The sequence below is a fragment of the Vibrio sp. R15-SG3-ISO1A genome, from assembly GCF_059833955.1.
Map to the genome: position 1 here is coordinate 36,706 of NZ_JCBDGH010000063.1, position 19,508 is coordinate 56,213.

Sequence of the window (19,508 nt, forward strand, 5' to 3'; positions counted from 1 at the left end):
CAGGATTATTATTTTTTACCATAGACAAACCTCGCGCCCCACCCCGGTTCACGATGTTTATCTAAGGTCTTGCTTAATTCATCGGGCGATGAATCTCGAGCGCCACGGTGATTTTGCACCGATTATGTTGACGGTCGAACCAAACAGAAGCCCTCTATTTGGTCAGCTACTCCCCAAAGATGGCGGCAATTCTATCCATCTCACTGAAAAATCTCAAGTCGCAAACGTGCGCATATACCCAAAGGGGCGTTCGGCGAGATTTCTCATAGAAATGCGACTTTAAGAAAAATTTGGTCATTAAGTCGATAAAATTCCATTAAAGGAGATTTTTCAGCGAGAATTTCTCCCGATTTGCTCTACTCGGACATCGAATATCTCGGTATACTTGATTGTTATTTTTTCTTCATTTAGACAGAACTTTCTCAGAGAATCGCGCGAATACTATGCAAAAATACGACATCAAAACCTTTCAAGGTATGATCCTCGCGCTGCAGGATTATTGGGCCCAACAAGGCTGTACCATTGTTCAACCACTCGACATGGAAGTAGGTGCAGGTACCTCTCACCCAATGACATGTTTGCGCGCCCTTGGCCCAGAGCCAATGTCAACCGCTTACGTTCAGCCTTCTCGTCGTCCTACCGATGGCCGTTACGGTGAAAACCCTAACCGTCTTCAGCACTACTACCAGTTCCAAGTGGCACTTAAGCCATCGCCAGACAACATTCAAGAGTTGTACCTAGGCTCACTGGAAGTGTTGGGTATCGACCCGCTAGTCCACGACATCCGTTTCGTTGAAGATAACTGGGAGAACCCAACGCTAGGCGCTTGGGGTCTAGGCTGGGAAGTTTGGCTAAACGGTATGGAAGTGACGCAGTTTACCTACTTCCAACAAGTGGGTGGCTTAGAGTGTAAACCGGTGACTGGTGAGATCACTTACGGTATCGAGCGTCTTGCTATGTACATCCAAGAAGTTGACTCCGTTTACGACCTAGTATGGAACGTCGCACCAGACGGCTCGAACGTGACGTACGGTGATATCTTCCACCAAAACGAAGTGGAGCAGTCAACGTACAACTTTGAGCACGCTGACGTCGATTTCTTATTTAGCTTCTTCGACCAGTGTGAAAAAGAGTCGAAAGAACTCCTTGAGCTAGAGAAACCTCTACCTCTACCCGCTTACGAGCGCATCTTGAAAGCGGCGCACGCTTTCAACCTGTTAGACGCACGCAAAGCCATCTCGGTCACCGAGCGCCAACGTTACATCCTTCGTATCCGCAACCTGACCAAGTCTGTTGCAGAAGCCTACTACGCATCACGTGAAGCACTAGGCTTCCCAATGTGCCGTACCCAAGATGCAAAGAGCGAGGAGAAGTAATCATGGCGAAAGAATTTCTAATTGAACTGGGTACTGAAGAGCTACCACCAACACAACTTCGCACCCTAGCGGAAGCGTTCGCAGCCAACTTCGAAGCTGAACTAAAAGGCGCAGACTTATCACACCAAGGTGTGAAATGGTACGCCGCGCCTCGTCGTCTAGCCCTTAAGGTTTCAGCGCTAGCGGAAGGCCAAGCGGACAAAGTGGTTGAGAAGCGCGGTCCTGCGGTTTCTGTCGCATTCGATGCTGACGGTAACGCGACCAAAGCAGCACAAGGCTGGGCACGTGGTAACGGCATCACGGTTGAACAAGCTGACCGTCTAGTGACAGACAAAGGCGAATGGCTACTGTTCAAACAAGAAGTGAAAGGCCAAGCAACGTCTGACATCGTCGTCGACCTAGCTGCTAAAGCACTGGCTAACCTACCTATCGCCAAGCCAATGCGTTGGGGTGACAAGACGACTCAGTTTATCCGCCCAGTTAAAACGCTGACCATGCTAATGGGCTCTGAGCTGATTGAAGGTGAGATCCTAGGTGTCGCATCCAGCCGCACTATCCGTGGTCACCGCTTCATGGGTGAGCAAGAGTTCACTATCGATTCTGCCGAGCAATACCCTGCTATCCTAGAAGAGCGCGGTAAAGTCATGGCCGACTTTGAGGCGCGTAAAGCGATCATCCTTGCTGACTCGCAAAAAGCAGCAGCAGCGGTTGGCGGTGTTGCTGACCTAGAAGATGATCTCGTTGAAGAAGTCACGTCTCTGGTTGAATGGCCAGTGGTTCTAACCGCGAAGTTTGAAGAAGAGTTCCTAAAAGTGCCTTCTGAAGCGCTGGTTTACACCATGAAAGGTGACCAGAAATACTTCCCTGTCTATGACGAGAACAAGAAGCTACTGCCTAACTTCATCTTCGTATCGAACATCGAATCGAAAGAGCCTCGCTACGTCATCGAAGGTAACGAGAAGGTGGTGCGTCCACGTCTGGCGGATGCCGAGTTCTTCTTTAACACTGACCGTAAGCGCCCGCTTATCGACCGTCTCCCTGAGCTAGAGCAAGCGATCTTCCAAAAGCAGCTTGGTACTATCAAAGACAAAACTGATCGCATCACTGAACTTGCTGGCTACATCGCTGAGCAGATCGATGCTGACGTTGAAAAATCGAAGCGTGCGGGTCTACTCGCGAAGTGTGACCTAATGACCTCTATGGTATTCGAATTTACCGATACTCAAGGCGTGATGGGTATGCACTACGCTACCCACGATGGTGAAGACGAGCAAGTGGCTCTAGCGCTTTACGAGCAGTACATGCCGCGTTTCGCCGGTGACGCCCTACCAAGCACAGGTATCTCATCTGCTGTCGCTATGGCTGACAAGCTCGATACCATTGTGGGTATCTTCGGTATTGGCCAAGCACCTAAAGGCAGCGACCCATTCGCACTGCGCCGCGCATCTCTAGGCGTGCTGCGTATTATCGTCGAAAACGGCTACAACCTAGACCTAACAGACCTTATCGCAAAAGCGCAGTCTCTGTTTGGCGACAAACTAACCAACGCGAACGTTGCAAACGACGTTATCGAGTTCATGCTCGGCCGTTTCAATGCATGGTACAAAGACCAAGGCTTCAGCGTGGACATCATCCAAGCGGTATTGGCGAATCGTCCAACCAAACCAGCAGACTTCGACCAGCGCGTCAAAGCGGTCTCTCACTTCCGTGAGTTAGAAGCCGCGGAAGCACTCGCCGCAGCGAACAAACGTGTCGGTAACATCTTAGCGAAGTTCGATGGTGAGCTGGCCGCAGAGATCGATCTCGCTCTTCTACAAGAAGACGCAGAGAAAGCACTGGCAGAAAGCGTTGAAGTGATGACAGAAGCGCTCGAGCCTGCGTTCGCTACAGGCAACTACCAGGAAGCACTCAGCAAGCTAGCGGGTCTACGTGAGCCTGTGGATGCCTTCTTCGATAACGTCATGGTTATGGCCGATGACGAAGCGCTGAAGAAGAACCGTCTAACGCTACTGAACAACCTACGTAACTTGTTCTTGCAGATTGCCGACATTTCTCTTCTGCAGAAATAATCGCGCGTACGGATAGATGACACCAAGCCCAACTCAATGAGTTGGGCTTTTTTATGCCAACAAAACAGACCAGTTCTGCGCACTAAAATAGTGCTTTGCCTCACATTGCCATTGCTGTATGTTCAAGGATTACTCTATTGGTCAGCCACGCACTGATCAGCACACCCATTCAGTAAAGCAATAATCAGATCAAGGTTAGTGAGTCATGCAGTTCTCAAAGTTTGGTGAAAAATTCAATCAATATTCCGGCATTACCCAATTAATGGACGACCTAAATGATGGTCTACGCACACCCGGCGCCATCATGCTCGGTGGCGGTAACCCTGCGGCCATTCCCGCCATGATTGATTACTTTCACCAAGCCAGCCAAGAGATGCTGACCAGCGGCGAGTGGATTCAAGCGCTCGCCAATTATGATGGCCCACAAGGCAAAGATGCCTTCGTCAAAGCACTCGCTGCCCTGCTCAAAGAGACCTATGGCTGGGAGGTCAGTGAGAAGAACATCAGCTTAACCAATGGCAGTCAAAGCGGCTTTTTTTACCTGTTTAATTTGCTAGCAGGTACGCAGCCCGATGGCTCACACAAAAAGATTCTGCTGCCGTTAGCGCCTGAGTACATTGGCTATGGAGATGCGGGCATTGATGAGGATATTTTTGTCTCTTACCACCCGGAAATTGAGCAACTCGACAATCGCATGTTCAAATACCACGTCGATTTTGAGCAACTAAAGATCGATGACTCGATTGCCGCGATCTGCGCGTCTCGCCCGACCAACCCGACGGGCAATGTGCTGACCGATGAGGAGATCATCAAGCTCGATAAACTCGCGCGCGACAACCACATTCCGCTCATCATAGACAACGCTTACGGCGTGCCCTTCCCCAATATCATTTTTGAGGAGGTGACGCCCTTTTGGAATGAGAACACCATTCTCTGCATGAGTTTGTCCAAGTTAGGCTTACCTGGCGTGCGCTGTGGGATTGTGATTGCCAATGAAGCCATCACACAAGCGCTCACCAACATGAATGGCATTATCAGCCTAGCGCCAGGCAGTGTAGGGCCGGCGCTGGCTCACCATATGATTGAAAAAGGCGATCTTCTGCGCTTGAGTGAAGAGGTCATCAAGCCGTTTTATCAGCAGAAATCTCAGCGTGCGGTCGAACTGCTGCAAGAGGCGATTACCGATCCGCGCTTTCGTATTCACAAGCCAGAAGGGGCGATTTTCCTCTGGCTCTGGTTTGATGCACTGCCTATCACCACCATGGAACTCTACCAACGTTTGAAAGCACGCGGGGTGTTGATTGTTCCTGGTGAGTACTTCTTTATCGGCCAAGAAGATGAGTGGGATCATGCGCACCAGTGCCTGCGAATGAACTATGTACAAGACGACGAGATGATGCAACAAGGCATCCAAATCATCGCGGAAGAAGTGCAAAAAGCCTACCAGCAGGGCTAATTGCCCTAACATTACCAAGCATAAAAAAGAGCGCCGATTGGCGCTCTTTCACTATTTATACCCGCATTTTATATCCGCAGCATAGCGGCGCACAGGCTCGCTTATTTGTTTTCCAGCAACTGGCTTGAGTTGATGGCAATTTTACGCGGTTGCATCGCTTCAGGGATTTCACGCTCGAGATCAACGTGCAGCAAGCCATTTTCCATACTCGCGCCGGTGACTTTCACATAGTCGGCCAACTGGAACTTGCGCTCAAAGTCACGCTCAGCAATGCCTTGGTAAATATAGTTCTTACCCTCTTCCTCTTTACGCTCACCTTTAACAATTAAGGTGTTCTCTTTTTGCGTCAGTTCAAGCTGCTCTTCAGCAAAGCCTGCCACTGCCATGGTGATACGGTAGTGGTTTTCATCTTTCTGTTCGATGTTATACGGAGGGTAACCGCCGGAGCTGTTTTTCGTGCTGTTGGCTTCCATCATATTAAGAAGACGGTCAAAACCAATCGCGTTGCGGTATAAAGGAGTGAAATCTACAGTTCTCATCATACTATCCTCTTGATTAAGCAATAGTCTTAGTCGTGACTGTGTAGGGACGATGATTAACTCGACCCCTAGCGACTAAGGGATTCGTTCACTATTCCTCTGGCTGCCTCTATAGGGCCAGCACGTAGGACATAGAAACAAACTCAGTGTTAACGTGTGCTGTTAAGGCCATCCTCATAGGAGCGATACCTCTTCAGCGAGTCCAGAAGGTCTGTTTCTTCTCATCGGAGCAAGACAGCTTCCCTCTTCAACAATAGATATAGGGATCGGCCAAAATGGTTTCAAGAGGAGAGAGTAAAAAAGTTTCTAGTTCCTAGTTCCTAGAGTGGGACAATGTATTGGATTGAAATGGAAAATAGAAACCAATAAAAAAGCGCAGATCGTTCGACCTGCGCTTTTTCAAATTCTAGGAACTCGCTTCTAGAAACTAGGAACTTTACACATCCAAGTTCGCTACTTTCAACGCGTTCTCTTCGATAAAGTGACGACGAGGCTCAACCTGATCACCCATCAATGTCGTGAAGAGCTGATCGGCTCCAACGGCATCTTCGATGGTCACTTGCATCATGCGACGCGTTTCTGGGTCCATGGTGGTTTCCCAAAGCTGATCCGGGTTCATCTCACCCAGACCTTTGTATCGCTGTGTGCTCAATCCGCGGCGAGACTCTTTGATCAGCCACTCTAGCGCTTCGACAAAGCTGCTCACAGGCTGAGTGCGTTCACCACGTTTGATGTACGCGCCCTCTTCAATAAGGCCATTCAGCGCTTCAGAAAGCTCGCCCAACTTGGCAAACTCTTTCGAGTTGATCAAATCGATGCTCAGTGCGTATTCGTGTCTTACGCCATGTGTGCGCACGATGATTTTCGGCAAGTTCAAGCCGAGCTCAGCATGCTGCTCTACTTCATATTGGTACTGACTTGCGCCCACTTCTTTAGCGTTCAACTGCTCAACCAAAGTCTTGGTCCAAGCCTCTACCACAGCAGCGTCATGACACTGCTCTGCGGTCAAACGTGGCACGTAAATCAACTCATGAATCAAGGCGTGCGGGTAACGGCGGCTTATACGATCCACCAGCTTGATGCCAGCATTGTATTGCTGAACCAGCTTCTCTAGAGATTCACCCGCCAACGCTGGCGCGTCCGCGTTGACGTGCAGCGCTGCGTTGTCCAAGGCCAAAGAGACTTGGTACTGGTTCATCGCTTCTTCATCTTTGATGTACTGCTCTTGCTTACCCTTCTTCACTTTGTACAGCGGTGGCTGAGCAATGTAGACGTAACCACGCTCAATCAGCTCAGGCATTTGACGGTAGAAGAAGGTCAACAGTAGCGTACGGATGTGCGAACCATCGACGTCCGCATCGGTCATGATGATGATGTTGTGGTAACGCAGTTTGTCTGGGTTGTATTCGTCACGACCAATACCACAGCCAAGCGCCGTAATCAGCGTCGCCACCTCTTGAGAAGAGAGCATCTTGTCGAAACGCGCTTTCTCTACGTTCAGGATTTTACCTTTCAGAGGAAGAATCGCTTGGTTCTTACGGTTACGGCCTTGTTTTGCGGATCCGCCTGCCGAGTCACCCTCCACTATGTAGAGTTCAGACAGTGCTGGATCTTTTTCCTGACAGTCCGCCAATTTACCTGGCAGACCAGCAAGGTCTAGGGCGCCTTTACGGCGAGTCATCTCACGTGCTTTACGCGCCGCATCACGAGCACGTGCTGCATCAATGATCTTGGTACAAACGATTTTTGCTTCTGTTGGATGCTCAACAAGGAACTCTGACAGTTTCTCGCCCATGGCAGACTCAACCGCAGATTTCACTTCAGAAGAAACCAGCTTGTCTTTGGTTTGGCTTGAGAACTTGGGATCAGGTACTTTCACCGAGATAACCGCGGTGAGACCTTCACGCGCATCATCACCAGACGTTGCGGTTTTCGCTTTCTTCGAGAAGCCTTCTTTGTCCATGAACGAGTTCAAGGTACGCGTCAATGCCGCACGGAAACCGGCAAGGTGAGTACCACCATCACGTTGTGGAATATTGTTGGTGAAACAGAAGATATTCTCTTGGTAACCATCATTCCACTGCATCGCCACTTCGACTGCGATGCCATCTTCACGTTCTGAGTTGAAATGGAATACTTTCTCAATAATTGGAGTTTTGTTGGTGTTCAAGTGATCGACAAAGGCTTGAATACCCCCTTCGTACATGAAGTGATCTTGTTTGTCTTCTTCACGCTCATCACGTAACTTGATCGAAACACCAGAGTTTAGGAAAGAGAGCTCACGCAAACGCTTTGCAAGAATGTCGTAATGGAACTCAGTGTTAGAGAACGTCTCTTCACTCGGCCAAAAACGAATTTCTGTGCCCGTTTTTTCTGTCTCACCAATCACAGCCAGTGGCGCTTGAGGTTCACCATGGTGATAAGTTTGAGTGTGAATTTTTCCACCGCGATGGATTGTCAGCGTCACTTTCTTAGACAACGCGTTCACCACCGACACGCCCACACCGTGCAGACCACCCGATACTTTGTACGAGTTGTCATCAAATTTACCGCCTGCGTGAAGCACGGTCATGATCACTTCTGCCGCCGAGACTTTCTCTTCCGGGTGAAGCTCTGTTGGGATACCACGGCCATCATCGTTGACAGAGACAGAGTTATCCTCATGAATGGTCACCACGATGTCTTTACAGTGACCCGCCAACGCTTCATCAATTGAGTTATCTACCACCTCAAAGACCATGTGGTGCAGACCGGTGCCATCATCCGTGTCGCCGATGTACATACCCGGACGCTTACGAACCGCATCCAGACCCTTTAGTACTTTAATACTCGATGAATCGTAATTTTCAGCCATGAGTTATCTTCCGCTATATATTTTGCTCTATTGTGCCATGTTCCACATGGAACATCCTGCCATTTTCATCACGCATGTCGCTGATTTGGCTTTCAGTAATAGAGCTGACAAAAACTTGAGCCCCCGTCTGTTTCAAGCAATCGGCAAGACGCTTGCGACGTTGACTGTCTAATTCAGAGGCAAAGTCATCTATCAAGTAGATGCATTGCTTGCCCGTCATCTCAGTCAGGTGTTGGCCTTGTGCTACGCGTAGCGCGCACACCATCAACTTTAACTGACCCCGAGACAGGACATCTTCCACTGGCGTACCATTTACCTTAATGCGTAAATCCGCCTTGTTTGGGCCACTGAAGGTGTAACCCAGCGCCTGGTCGCGCTCAAAGTGGCTCTCGAGAATCGCTTGGTATGGCGTCTCTTTGTCCCAACCACGATAATACTTGAGCGAGATATCAAACTCAGGCAAAAATGCCCGGCATATCTCTTCGGCTTTGTGCGTCAATTGCTCAACGTACTCACCACGCCAACGACTGATGTTTTCCGCCAGTGTCGCCATCTCTTGATCCCAATAACTGAGCTCTCGATAGCTACGCGCCGTTTTCAGCAGTGCGTTGCGCTGTTTGTTTAGGCGCTTAAAACGCCCCCATGCATCATAAAAGGCCGATTCGGTATGAAATACGCCCCAATCAATAAATGCACGGCGATGTTTCGGCCCATCGGTCAACAGATCAAACCCTTCAGGATGAATCAGTTGCAGTGGTAACACTTGCGCCAACTGGGCTAACTTTTGCCCAGATTGACCGCCTATTTTAACCTCTGTTGAGCCATCACGCTGCTTATTAATGCCAATGGGTAGCTCAAATTGATCCGAGTTCAAAAAACGACCGTGAACAAACAGCTCATCATGGTCATTTTGAATCACTCGCCCGGTCAAACTGCTTTTGAACGACCGACCGTGGCCCAGTAAATAAATGGCTTCCAGAACACTGGTTTTCCCGCTGCCGTTCGGGCCAATAAGAAAGTTAAAGCCTGATGATAACGAGATATCACAGGCTTTGATATTGCGAAATTGCTTAATAACAAGACGAGAGAGCGGCATGCTAGAGTCGGATCGGCATCACCACGTACATGGCACTGTCATCGACGCTGTTCTCAATTAACGCACTGGCGTTGGCATCAGACATTGAGACTCTCACGGTCTCGCAGCGCAGCGTATTAAGCACATCCAGCACATAGCTGACGTTAAAGCCAATCTCAATCGGCTCGCCGTCAAAGTGAACATCGAGCATCTCTTCCGCTTCTTCTTGCTCTGGGTTGTTGGCGGTAATGCGCATTTCGCTGCCATCGAGGTTAACGCGCACGCCACGAAACTTCTCATTCGAGAGGATCGCCGCACGCGAGAACGCTTGGCGCAGCTCATCGCAGCCCGCTTCCAATGTTTTGGTGGTGCTTTGTGGCATCACGCGGCGGTAGTCAGGGAAACGACCGTCCACCAGCTTAGAGGTAAAGACGTAATTGTTGACCTCAGCGCGCAGGTTTGAGCTACCAATTTGCAACACCACAGGTTGCTCTGGCGCATCCAGCAACTTGACTAATTCCAGCACCCCTTTACGCGGCACGATGATCTGCTTTTTGGCAAACTCACCGACCAGCGGAGTTTGCGCGACCGCCATACGGTGACCATCGGTGGCCACGCTGCGCAGCGTGGTGTCTTCAATCTCAAACAACATGCCATTGAGGTAGTAACGCACGTCTTGGTTCGCCATCGAAAACTGCGTTTTTTCTACTAGTCCACGCAGTTCACTTTGCGTCAGGGAGAGTTCGACTTCACTCTGCCAATCTTCAATGTTTGGAAAATCGCTGGCTGGCAGTGTAGAGAGAGAGAAACGACTACGACCAGAGCGCAGTTGCACGCGATCGCCCTCTAAAACAAATGTGATCACCGCGTCATCAGGCAGTCCACGGCAAATATCAAGAAACTTACGCGACGGGACAGTCACGCTGCCCGCTTCAAATTCACCTTCAAGCTGCACACGGCTGACCAGCTCGACTTCTAAATCCGTCGCCGTCAACGTCAGTTGGTTGTCCACTACTTTGATCAATAAGTTACCAAGGATAGGTAGAGTGGCACGGCCACCTAACGCCCCTGAGACTTGCTGCAGTGGTTTCAGCAGATGACTACGTTGAATGGAAAATTTCATAGCACGCTCTTAAAGAAATCTTGTTGTTGGCGAAGAGAACAAACATGGCCACGATAAGGGATTGAGCCCTACCTTGGCCATGAATATAAACCGTTAGAATAGCGCGATTTACGAAGAAAGAGTACGGATTAAGTTGGAGTAATCCTCTTTAATATCGTGACTCTCTTCACGCAGTTGTTCAATCTTACGACACGCATGAAGTACGGTCGTATGATCGCGGCCACCAAAGGCATCGCCAATCTCTGGCAAGCTGTGGTTGGTCAGCTCTTTAGCCAGCGCCATCGCCAATTGACGAGGTCGCGCAACCGAACGAGAGCGGCGCTTCGAGAGCAGATCCGCCACTTTGATTTTGTAGTATTCCGCGACCGTTTTTTGAATGTTGTCGATGGTGACCAGCTTTTCTTGTAAGGCAAGCAGATCACGCAGAGCTTCACGCACAAAATCGATCGTAATAGGACGACCCGTAAAGTTGGCGTTCGCAATCACCCGATTGAGCGCCCCTTCAAGCTCACGAACGTTGGAGCGCAGGCGCTTAGCAATAAAGAACGCCACTTCATCGGCCAGATGGATTTGGTGATCTTCCGCTTTTTTCATCAAGATGGCGACGCGCGTTTCAAGCTCAGGTGGCTCAATGGCGACCGTCAATCCCCAACCGAAGCGGGATTTCAGGCGATCTTCTACGCCGTTGATCTCTTTCGGGTAGCGATCCGAGGTCAAGATGATCTGCTGATTGCCCTCAAGCAAGGCGTTGAAGGTATGGAAGAACTCTTCTTGTGAACGCTCTTTGTTGGCAAAAAACTGAATGTCATCGATCAAGAGGGCATCCACACTGCGGTAGTAACGTTTGAACTCTTCAATCGCGTTGTTTTGCAGCGCTTTCACCATATCTTGCACAAAACGCTCTGAGTGCATGTAAACCACTTTCGCGTTGGGTTTGTTGTCGACAATCGCATTGCCCACGGCGTGCAGCAAGTGGGTTTTACCCAAACCGGTACCGCCGTACAGAAAGAGCGGGTTGTACGCCGCGCCTGGGTTGTCCGACACCTGACGTGCCGCCGCCAAGCCCAATTGGTTCGATTTACCTTCAACAAAGTTGTTGAACTTATGCTTGGGGTTCACATTGGAGCGGTGGTTGATGTCTGCCATCGCTTGCGGGTCATCATCCCAGGTTTTATGCACAGGCTTACGCGCTTGCAATTGTGCCGGGGCTGACGATTCCGCCGCCACATCGGCCGGGGTGCGTTTGGGTGCAGGTGCCTGCGCTTGCACAGGGCGACTGCCCACCTCAAAACGTAAATGAGGAATATCGTTGCCACAATATTCCTGCAAAAGACGTGTGATGCTGTTGAGGTATTTATCGCGAACCCAATCAAGGACAAAACGGTTGGGCGCAAATAAAGTGAGAGTATTGTCGTTGAGCTCAGCTTGTAAAGGACGGACCCACATGCTGAATTCAGTTGCTGGAAGCTCTTCTTGAAGCTGTTGCAAACATTGCAACCAAAGCGAAGATGACACGATGCCCTCACTCGTAATTCTATGATCGGAAAAGACTGGCAATTTTACCTGTTGATAACCGAGATCGCCAGCGATTGATCGAGGATCCAGTGAATAAGATCGAAGTTATTCACAATATTTCTGCCATTATTGGTGAGATCATCACACCCTGCCCCATTTTTACCCACACATTGATCCACAATGGCGCAATGATCGCAGGATCGTCGATCTGGTGATAACTCTGTGAATGAATAGTTTCACAGCGATCATATTTTGCGGATCTCGGCGCCAGAAGTCGCCCCAACCCCATCAATAGAGCGTCAATGATTATCCACAGCTATAATCTTATTCCGCATCCATCTAGATTATGGCAACTTGTTATTTATCTAAATGACAAGGATGACAGTAGTATTTCTCCCTATAAATTTTAGGAGTTGTAAAATGAAAAACTGGATTAAAGCGGCTGTTGCCGTTATCGCACTTTCTGCTGCCACCGTTCAAGCTGCGACTGAGGTCAAAGTGGGTATGTCTGGCCGTTACTTCCCGTTCACCTTCGTTGAGCAAGACAAGCTGCAAGGCTTTGAAGTGGATCTATGGGATGAGATTGGCAAACGTAACGACTATCAAGTGGAATACGTGACCGCCAACTTCTCAGGTCTGTTTGGTCTGTTAGAGACGGGCCGCATCGACACCATCTCAAACCAGATCACCATGACAGAAGCGCGCCAAGCGAAATACCTGTTTGCTGACCCATACGTCGTAGATGGTGCGCAAATCACCGTGCGTAAAGGTAACGACGACATCCAAGGCGTGGAAGATCTCGCAGGTAAAACCGTTGCGGTGAACCTAGGTTCAAACTTTGAGCAACTGCTACGCAGCTACGACAAAGACGGCAAAATCAACATCAAAACCTACGACACAGGTATCGAACACGATGTGGCACTAGGCCGCGCGGATGCGTTTGTTATGGACCGTCTCTCTGCACTTGAGCTGATCAAAAAAACGGGCCTACCGCTACAATTAGCCGGTCAGCCGTTTGAAACCATTCAAAACGCATGGCCATTTGTGAACAATGAGAACGGCCAAAAACTGCAAGCAGAAGTGAACAAAGCACTGGCAGAAATGCGTGCTGACGGTACACTAGAGCAAATTTCTCAAAAGTGGTTTGGCGCTGACATTACTCAGTAATCGGCTCCGCCTCCATAAATCCGTTTCGGATTGACGAAAAAACCCACTGCTCTCTTGCTTGCAGTGGGTTTTGTTTTTCTCGCCTTAGTCATTGGGATACGTAATGGGATTCGACTTTAATTACATGCTCAACCTGATGCCAATACTGCTCAAGTACCTTGGCACCACCATGGAAATGGCCACTTGGGGTTTGGTGTTTTCACTAATTTTAGCCGTGATATTGGCCAATATTCGCGTATTTCGCGTCCCAGTGCTCGATCAGTTGAGTCAGCTCTATATCAGCTTCTTCCGTGGTACGCCGCTGTTGGTGCAGCTGTTTCTTCTTTATTATGGCCTGCCACAAATTTTTCCTTTATTGGTGGGACTCGATGCCTTTAGCGCCGCAGTGATTGGCTTAACGCTCCACTTTGCCGCTTATATGGCAGAGAGCATTCGCGCCGCCATCATCGGCATCGATCGCAGCCAAATGGAGGCGAGCTTGTCGGTGGGTATGACGACACCTCAAGCCATGCGCCGCATTATTTTGCCGCAAGCAACGCGCGTAGCGCTGCCATCGCTGATGAACTACTTTATCGACATGATCAAATCGACCTCGCTTGCTTTTACCCTTGGCGTGGCCGAGATCATGGCCAAAGCGCAGATGGAAGCGTCATCCAGTTTTCGTTTTTTCGAAGCGTTTTTGGCGGTTGCGCTGATTTACTGGGGCGTGGTGGTCATTTTGACCCGCGTGCAGATTTGGGCAGAAGCGAAACTCAATAAGGCGTACGTACGATGATTACACTGACCAATATTCATAAGCGCTTTGGTGACAGCGAAGTACTCAAAGGGATTGATCTCAGCATCAAACAGGGCGAAATCATCGTAATCATCGGCTCAAGTGGTACCGGCAAATCGACGCTGCTGCGCTGTGTGAATTTCCTTGAGAATGCCGATCAAGGCACCATCACCATTGATGATGTTACGGTCGACAGTGCCAAACACACCAAATCGGACGTGTTAGCCCTAAGGCGCAAAACCGGCTTTGTGTTTCAAAACTACGCGCTGTTTGCACATATGACCGCCAGACAAAACATTGCCGAAGGGCTGATTACCGTACGTGGCTGGAAAAAAGAGCAAGCGCTGGCTCGCGCGCAGCAAATCCTCGACGATATTGGCCTTAGTGACAAAGGCGACAGCTACCCAGCGGCCCTCTCTGGTGGTCAGCAGCAACGGGTCGGCATTGGTCGAGCGATGGCGCTGCAACCGGAACTGCTGCTGTTTGATGAACCCACCTCAGCCTTAGACCCAGAATGGGTGGGTGAGGTACTGCAACTGATGAAAGATCTCGCCACTAAACACCAAACCATGCTGGTGGTCACTCATGAAATGCAGTTTGCAAAAGAAGTGGCGGATCGCGTGATCTTTATGGCTGAAGGCCATATTGTTGAGCAGGGATCGCCAGATGAACTCTTCAATCACCCACAAGATCCAAGGCTGAAGAAGTTCTTAAGACAGGTAGGCGCTGAGTAACTATCGCTGAAAGGGATCACCGGTAAACACCGACAAGGATCGCCGATAAGGATCCTTTGATCCTTGAGATTTTACTCACACTACGTATAATCCCCCGGCGCGGAATTTCATCATTGACTCTTAATGTGACAGTGATTACAATTCCGCCTCTTTGTTGAGAGGCGTCGGTTTGTCCTCCTTATCTTAATAAAGAAGACGCTTTGACCCACGCCGGGTTAACATCGACCTAAAACTACTGATCAGTAAAGGTAATTATCATGAAACGCACTTTTCAACCTACAGTTCTAAAGCGCAAGCGTACTCACGGCTTCCGTGCTCGCATGGCAACTAAGAACGGTCGTAAAGTAATTAATGCACGTCGTGCTAAAGGCCGTGCGCGCCTGTCAAAATAATTTTTTATTTTGAATACGTACGCGTTCAATCGGGAGTTACGTTTGTTAACTCCCGAGCATTATCAAAATGTCTTCCAGCAAGCTCACCGAGCTGGCTCACCTCATTTCACCATCATTGCCCGTAACAATACCCTTTCCCATCCAAGACTGGGACTTGCGGTACCTAAAAAGCAAATCAAAACTGCCGTTGGCCGTAATCGCTTTAAACGCCTTGCTCGCGAAAGTTTTCGTAACAAACAACACCAACTTCCTAATAAAGATTTTGTTGTTATTGCCAAGAAAAGCGCGCAAGATCTCAGCAATGATGAAATTTTCGCCCTGTTTGATAAATTATGGCAGCGTCTGTCTCGCCCTTCACGTGGCTAGCCATCGGGCTGGTCCGTCTCTATCAAGGCCTGATTAGTCCTCTTATTGGGCCGCGCTGTCGTTTTACTCCAACCTGTTCTACCTATGCCATTGAAGCGTTGAAAGCTCACGGTTTTGTAAAAGGGTGTTGGTTATCAAGCAAACGTCTATTAAAATGCCACCCTTTGAATGAAGGTGGCTATGACCCCGTTCCACCAGCCCAAACACAAGACAGAGATAAATAACGATGGATTCTCAACGTAATATCCTGTTAATCGCGCTAGCACTGGTTTCTTTCCTCTTGTTCCAACAATGGCAAGTCGCAAAGAACCCAGCACCGCAGCCGGTTGAGCAGGCACAATCAAGCAGTACTTTACCTGCACCATCTTTTGCAGATGAGCTTGATCCCGCACCGTCACAACAAGCTTCAGCAAAAACCATCACCGTAACCACTGACGTTTTGACGTTAACCATTGATACGGTAGGTGGTGATGTGGTTCATGCAGACCTAAACCAGTACTCCGCTGAACTTGATTCCGCCGATCCATTCGTTCTTCTCAAAAACGAAGCGGGCCACCAGTTCATCGCTCAAAGTGGCCTTGTTGGCCCACAGGGCATTGACCTAAGCAGCTCGAATCGTCCGCAATACGCCGTTGATGCCGACACCTTTACCTTGGCAGAAGGTCAAGATGAGCTACGCATTCCAATGACATACGCGGCCAACGGTCTTGAATACACCAAAACCTACATCCTAAAGCGTGACAGCTACGCAGTGGATGTCGAATTTGATGTTCGTAACCTATCAGGTAACAACGCGACCTTTGGTATGTACGCGCATCTTCGTCAAAACCTGATGGACGATGGTGGCAGCATCACTATGCCAACTTACCGTGGCGGTGCGTACTCCAGTGACGACACCCGTTACAAAAAGTACAGCTTCGATGATATGCAAAGCCGTAATCTGTCGATTACCTTACCGAATGGTCAAGGTTGGGCAGCGATGATCCAACACTACTTTGCGAGTGCATGGATCCCACGAAACGAACCTGGCACCAATCTGTACACTCGTGTGATCGGTAATATGGGCGACATCGGCGTTCGCATGCCAAACAAAACCATCGCTGATGGTGAGTCTGCGCAGTTCAACGCCACGCTGTGGGTGGGTCCAAAACTGCAAGACGCGATGGCAGAAACGGCACCTAACCTAGACTTGGTGGTCGATTACGGTTGGCTATGGTTCATCGCTAAGCCACTGCACACTTTGCTCTCTTTCATTCAGAGCTTTGCGGTGAACTGGGGTGTCTCTATCATGATCCTCACGTTCATTGTCCGTGGTGCCATGTACCCACTGACCAAAGCCCAATACACCTCAATGGCGAAAATGCGTATGCTTCAGCCTAAGCTGCAAGCAATGCGTGAGCGTATCGGTGATGACCGTCAGCGCATGAGCCAAGAGATGATGGAGCTGTATAAGAAAGAGAAAGTGAACCCGCTGGGTGGCTGTCTACCGCTTATTCTCCAGATGCCGATCTTCATCGCCCTCTACTGGGCATTGATGGAATCGGTCGAGCTTCGTCACTCGCCGTTCTTCGGTTGGATTCACGACCTCTCTGCGCAAGACCCATACTACATCTTGCCGCTACTGATGGGTGCGTCGATGTTCCTCATCCAGAAGATGAGCCCAACCACAGTGACAGACCCAATGCAGCAGAAGATCATGACCTTTATGCCGGTGATGTTTACCTTCTTCTTCCTGTTCTTCCCGTCTGGCCTAGTACTTTACTGGTTGGTTTCGAACGTGGTAACACTTATCCAGCAAACGCTCATTTACAAGGCGCTGGAGAAAAAAGGCTTACATTCGAAGTAACAGCTAAGCATCATCAAAAGGCGGCCAAAAGGTCGCCTTTTTGTTTTGCGCTGTTTACAATTTGCTGACGACCATTGCTCCATACAGATTCAGCGCCTAATTCGCTGTTTATTGACCATAGAGATAATCTTATGACCACAGAGACCATCGTAGCCCAAGCCACCGCCCCAGGCCGAGGCGGTGTCGGCATCATTCGCGTGTCAGGCCCGCTTGCCGAGCAAGTGGCTATCGCGGTGACCGGCAAATCACTGCGTCCTCGCTACGCCGAATATTTGCCGTTTATGGCCCAAGATGGCAGCCAACTAGACCAAGGCATTGCACTCTATTTCCCCAATCCCCACTCGTTCACGGGCGAAGATGTCCTTGAACTTCAAGGGCATGGCGGCCCTGTCGTGATGGACATGCTGATCAAACGCATCGTCGATATTCCGGGGATTCGCATCGCACGCCCAGGGGAATTTTCCGAGCGCGCGTTTTTAAATGACAAGCTCGATTTGGCGCAAGCCGAAGCGATCGCCGATTTGATTGATGCGAGCTCAGAAGAAGCGGCTAAATCGGCGCTCCAATCGCTTCAGGGCGCGTTCTCGGGCCGAATTAATACCCTGGTCGAGTCACTGATTCATCTGCGTATCTACGTTGAAGCCGCGATTGATTTCCCCGAGGAAGAGATCGATTTTCTCGTCGATGGTAAAGTCGCCGCCGATCTGCAAACCATCATCGACAACCTAGAAGCTGTGCGCAAAGAGGCCAACCAAGGCGCCATCATGCGTGAAGGGATGAAAGTGGTGATCGCTGGTCGACCTAACGCCGGTAAATCCAGCCTACTCAATGCGCTATCAGGCAAGGAATCTGCGATTGTGACCGACATTGCAGGCACAACGCGTGACGTGCTGCGCGAGCACATCCACATTGACGGCATGCCTTTGCACATTATTGATACCGCTGGGCTGCGTGATGCGTCGGATGAAGTGGAAAAAATCGGTATCGAGCGCGCTTGGGATGAAATTGCCCAAGCGGATCGCGTGCTATTTATGGTCGATGGCACCACCACCGACGCCACCGATCCCAAAGAGATTTGGCCGGATTTTGTCGATCGCCTGCCCGACAGCATCGGCATGACCGTGATCCGCAATAAAGCCGATCAAACAGGCGAGGAACTTGGGATCTGCCATGTGAACACACCGACGCTGATCCGCTTGTCCGCAAAAACGGGCGCTGGCGTCGATGCACTGCGCACTCACCTGAAAGCCTGTATGGGCTTCTCCGGCAGCAGTGAAGGTGGCTTTATGGCCCGCCGTCGCCATCTCGATGCACTCGCCAAAGCGGCCGAGCACCTCGATATCGGTCAGCAGCAACTTGAAGGCTACATGGCCGGAGAAATCCTCGCAGAAGAGCTGCGTATCGCTCAGCAACATCTCAATGAGATCACTGGCGAATTCAGCTCTGATGACCTACTAGGCAGAATTTTCTCTTCATTCTGTATCGGTAAATAACTCACAATGCGCGGCACACGGTCGCGCTTTTTATTGGCGTAAGGAAAACCCATGATCCATATAATAACAGGCAGTACCTTAGGCGGAGCCGAATACGTGGGCGATCACCTCAGTGATCTGCTGATTGAACAAGGCTTTGAAACCACAATCCACAACCAACCGGATCTGAATGAGATAGAGGCACAAGGCACTTGGCTCATCATCACTTCAACCCACGGTGCGGGCGAATACCCAGACAACATTCAGCCCTTCATTGCCGCGCTGCAAAACACACCGCCAAATATGGCGAACGTCAACTATGCGGTGATCGCGATTGGTGATTCGAGCTACGATACCTTTTGCGCAGCAGGCCAACATGCCTACGCCCTATTGGAAGACATAGGTGCCACGCCGCTCGCGGAGTGCGTTACGATTGATGTCCTTAGCCATGACGTACCAGAAGATGCTGCACAAGCCTGGCTAGAAACTCATATCGACCGTTTCTGATCCCCCTCCTCGGCCAGTATTGTGCGCAGTATTGGCCGCTGTTCACCTCACCTTCTCTTTTCCTCTTGTACTGTTCGCTGCTTTTTTAGCCAAAACATCTGTGGATAACTAAAATGATATCCCGTTATCTTCCTTTAGTTATCCAAATAACAACTTTTACCTTTGCCAACCCCTGTGTATAACCATCGATTTTGATCCCAGGTAATCCTCGATCTGATCAAGGTAAGATCACATGATATGAT

Annotated in this window: 17 protein-coding genes; 12 read left to right on the forward strand and 5 right to left on the reverse strand. The window is 49.8% G+C overall.

Annotated elements, in window-relative coordinates:
- Positions 1 to 443: 443 nt before the first annotated feature.
- From glyQ to AC6R0L_RS09640, 3 genes are all read left to right on the forward strand, one after another.
- Positions 444 to 1,376 carry a glycine--tRNA ligase subunit alpha gene (gene glyQ / locus AC6R0L_RS09630; protein WP_334555518.1) on the forward strand — a complete coding sequence of 311 codons (933 nt, stop codon included), beginning with the start codon at positions 444 to 446 and terminating at the stop codon, positions 1,374 to 1,376.
- 2 nt (positions 1,377 to 1,378) lie between these two features.
- On the forward strand, positions 1,379 to 3,445 hold the full coding sequence (gene glyS / locus AC6R0L_RS09635; RefSeq protein WP_500628984.1) for a glycine--tRNA ligase subunit beta: 2,067 nt from the start codon (positions 1,379 to 1,381) through the stop codon (positions 3,443 to 3,445).
- 205 nt (positions 3,446 to 3,650) lie between these two features.
- Positions 3,651 to 4,901, forward strand: coding sequence for a valine--pyruvate transaminase (locus tag AC6R0L_RS09640; protein ID WP_500628985.1), 1,251 nt, complete (start codon positions 3,651 to 3,653; stop codon positions 4,899 to 4,901).
- A gap of 101 nt (positions 4,902 to 5,002) precedes the next feature.
- Here the strand turns inward: AC6R0L_RS09640 and AC6R0L_RS09645 are convergent, their stop codons facing one another.
- From AC6R0L_RS09645 to dnaA, 5 genes are all read right to left on the reverse strand, one after another.
- A complete protein-coding gene (locus tag AC6R0L_RS09645) occupies positions 5,003 to 5,440 on the reverse strand; it encodes an Hsp20 family protein (protein ID WP_487902974.1) in 438 nt (145 codons plus the stop codon).
- Between the two features lie 436 nt (positions 5,441 to 5,876).
- A complete protein-coding gene (gyrB, locus tag AC6R0L_RS09650; protein ID WP_500628986.1) occupies positions 5,877 to 8,294 on the reverse strand; it encodes a DNA topoisomerase (ATP-hydrolyzing) subunit B in 2,418 nt (805 codons plus the stop codon).
- Between the two features lie 13 nt (positions 8,295 to 8,307).
- On the reverse strand, positions 8,308 to 9,390 hold the full coding sequence (gene recF, locus AC6R0L_RS09655) for a DNA replication/repair protein RecF (protein ID WP_334555522.1): 1,083 nt from the start codon (positions 9,388 to 9,390) through the stop codon (positions 8,308 to 8,310).
- Between the two features lies 1 nt (position 9,391).
- Entirely contained in the window at positions 9,392 to 10,492 is a 1,101-nt protein-coding gene (gene dnaN, locus AC6R0L_RS09660) for a DNA polymerase III subunit beta (protein ID WP_500626275.1), read from the reverse strand.
- A gap of 108 nt (positions 10,493 to 10,600) precedes the next feature.
- A complete protein-coding gene (gene dnaA, locus AC6R0L_RS09665) occupies positions 10,601 to 12,007 on the reverse strand; it encodes a chromosomal replication initiator protein DnaA (protein WP_500626274.1) in 1,407 nt (468 codons plus the stop codon).
- A 420-nt stretch (positions 12,008 to 12,427) separates the two neighbouring features.
- Here dnaA and AC6R0L_RS09670 point away from each other — a divergent pair, with 420 nt between their 5' ends.
- The 9 genes from AC6R0L_RS09670 (at position 12,428) to mioC (ending at position 19,266) form a co-directional block, all read left to right on the forward strand.
- Complete coding sequence (locus AC6R0L_RS09670) at positions 12,428 to 13,174, forward strand: amino acid ABC transporter substrate-binding protein (protein ID WP_334555525.1); 747 nt, start codon at positions 12,428 to 12,430, stop codon at positions 13,172 to 13,174.
- Between the two features lie 103 nt (positions 13,175 to 13,277).
- Entirely contained in the window at positions 13,278 to 13,949 is a 672-nt protein-coding gene (locus tag AC6R0L_RS09675; protein ID WP_334555526.1) for an amino acid ABC transporter permease, read from the forward strand.
- A complete protein-coding gene (locus AC6R0L_RS09680) occupies positions 13,946 to 14,683 on the forward strand; it encodes an amino acid ABC transporter ATP-binding protein (RefSeq protein ID WP_487902959.1) in 738 nt (245 codons plus the stop codon). Before AC6R0L_RS09675 ends, AC6R0L_RS09680 begins: the two co-directional genes overlap by 4 nt.
- A 257-nt stretch (positions 14,684 to 14,940) precedes the next feature.
- Positions 14,941 to 15,075: a 50S ribosomal protein L34 gene (gene rpmH / locus AC6R0L_RS09685; RefSeq protein ID WP_005378825.1), complete on the forward strand. Its 135-nt coding sequence runs from the start codon at positions 14,941 to 14,943 to the stop codon at positions 15,073 to 15,075.
- A gap of 42 nt (positions 15,076 to 15,117) precedes the next feature.
- Entirely contained in the window at positions 15,118 to 15,441 is a 324-nt protein-coding gene (rnpA, locus tag AC6R0L_RS09690) for a ribonuclease P protein component (RefSeq protein WP_334555528.1), read from the forward strand.
- Complete coding sequence (yidD, locus tag AC6R0L_RS09695; RefSeq protein ID WP_334555529.1) at positions 15,408 to 15,665, forward strand: membrane protein insertion efficiency factor YidD; 258 nt, start codon at positions 15,408 to 15,410, stop codon at positions 15,663 to 15,665. The genes rnpA and yidD overlap by 34 nt, the downstream gene beginning before the upstream one ends.
- Positions 15,666 to 15,667: 2 nt before the next feature.
- The gene (gene yidC / locus AC6R0L_RS09700; RefSeq protein WP_500628987.1) at positions 15,668 to 17,287 is read left to right on the forward strand and encodes a membrane protein insertase YidC; all 1,620 of its coding nucleotides are present in this window, start codon (positions 15,668 to 15,670) and stop codon (positions 17,285 to 17,287) included.
- A gap of 131 nt (positions 17,288 to 17,418) precedes the next feature.
- Positions 17,419 to 18,780, forward strand: coding sequence for a tRNA uridine-5-carboxymethylaminomethyl(34) synthesis GTPase MnmE (mnmE, locus tag AC6R0L_RS09705; protein ID WP_500628988.1), 1,362 nt, complete (start codon positions 17,419 to 17,421; stop codon positions 18,778 to 18,780).
- Between the two features lie 51 nt (positions 18,781 to 18,831).
- Entirely contained in the window at positions 18,832 to 19,266 is a 435-nt protein-coding gene (gene mioC / locus AC6R0L_RS09710) for an FMN-binding protein MioC (RefSeq protein WP_500626271.1), read from the forward strand.
- Positions 19,267 to 19,508 lie beyond the last annotated feature (242 nt).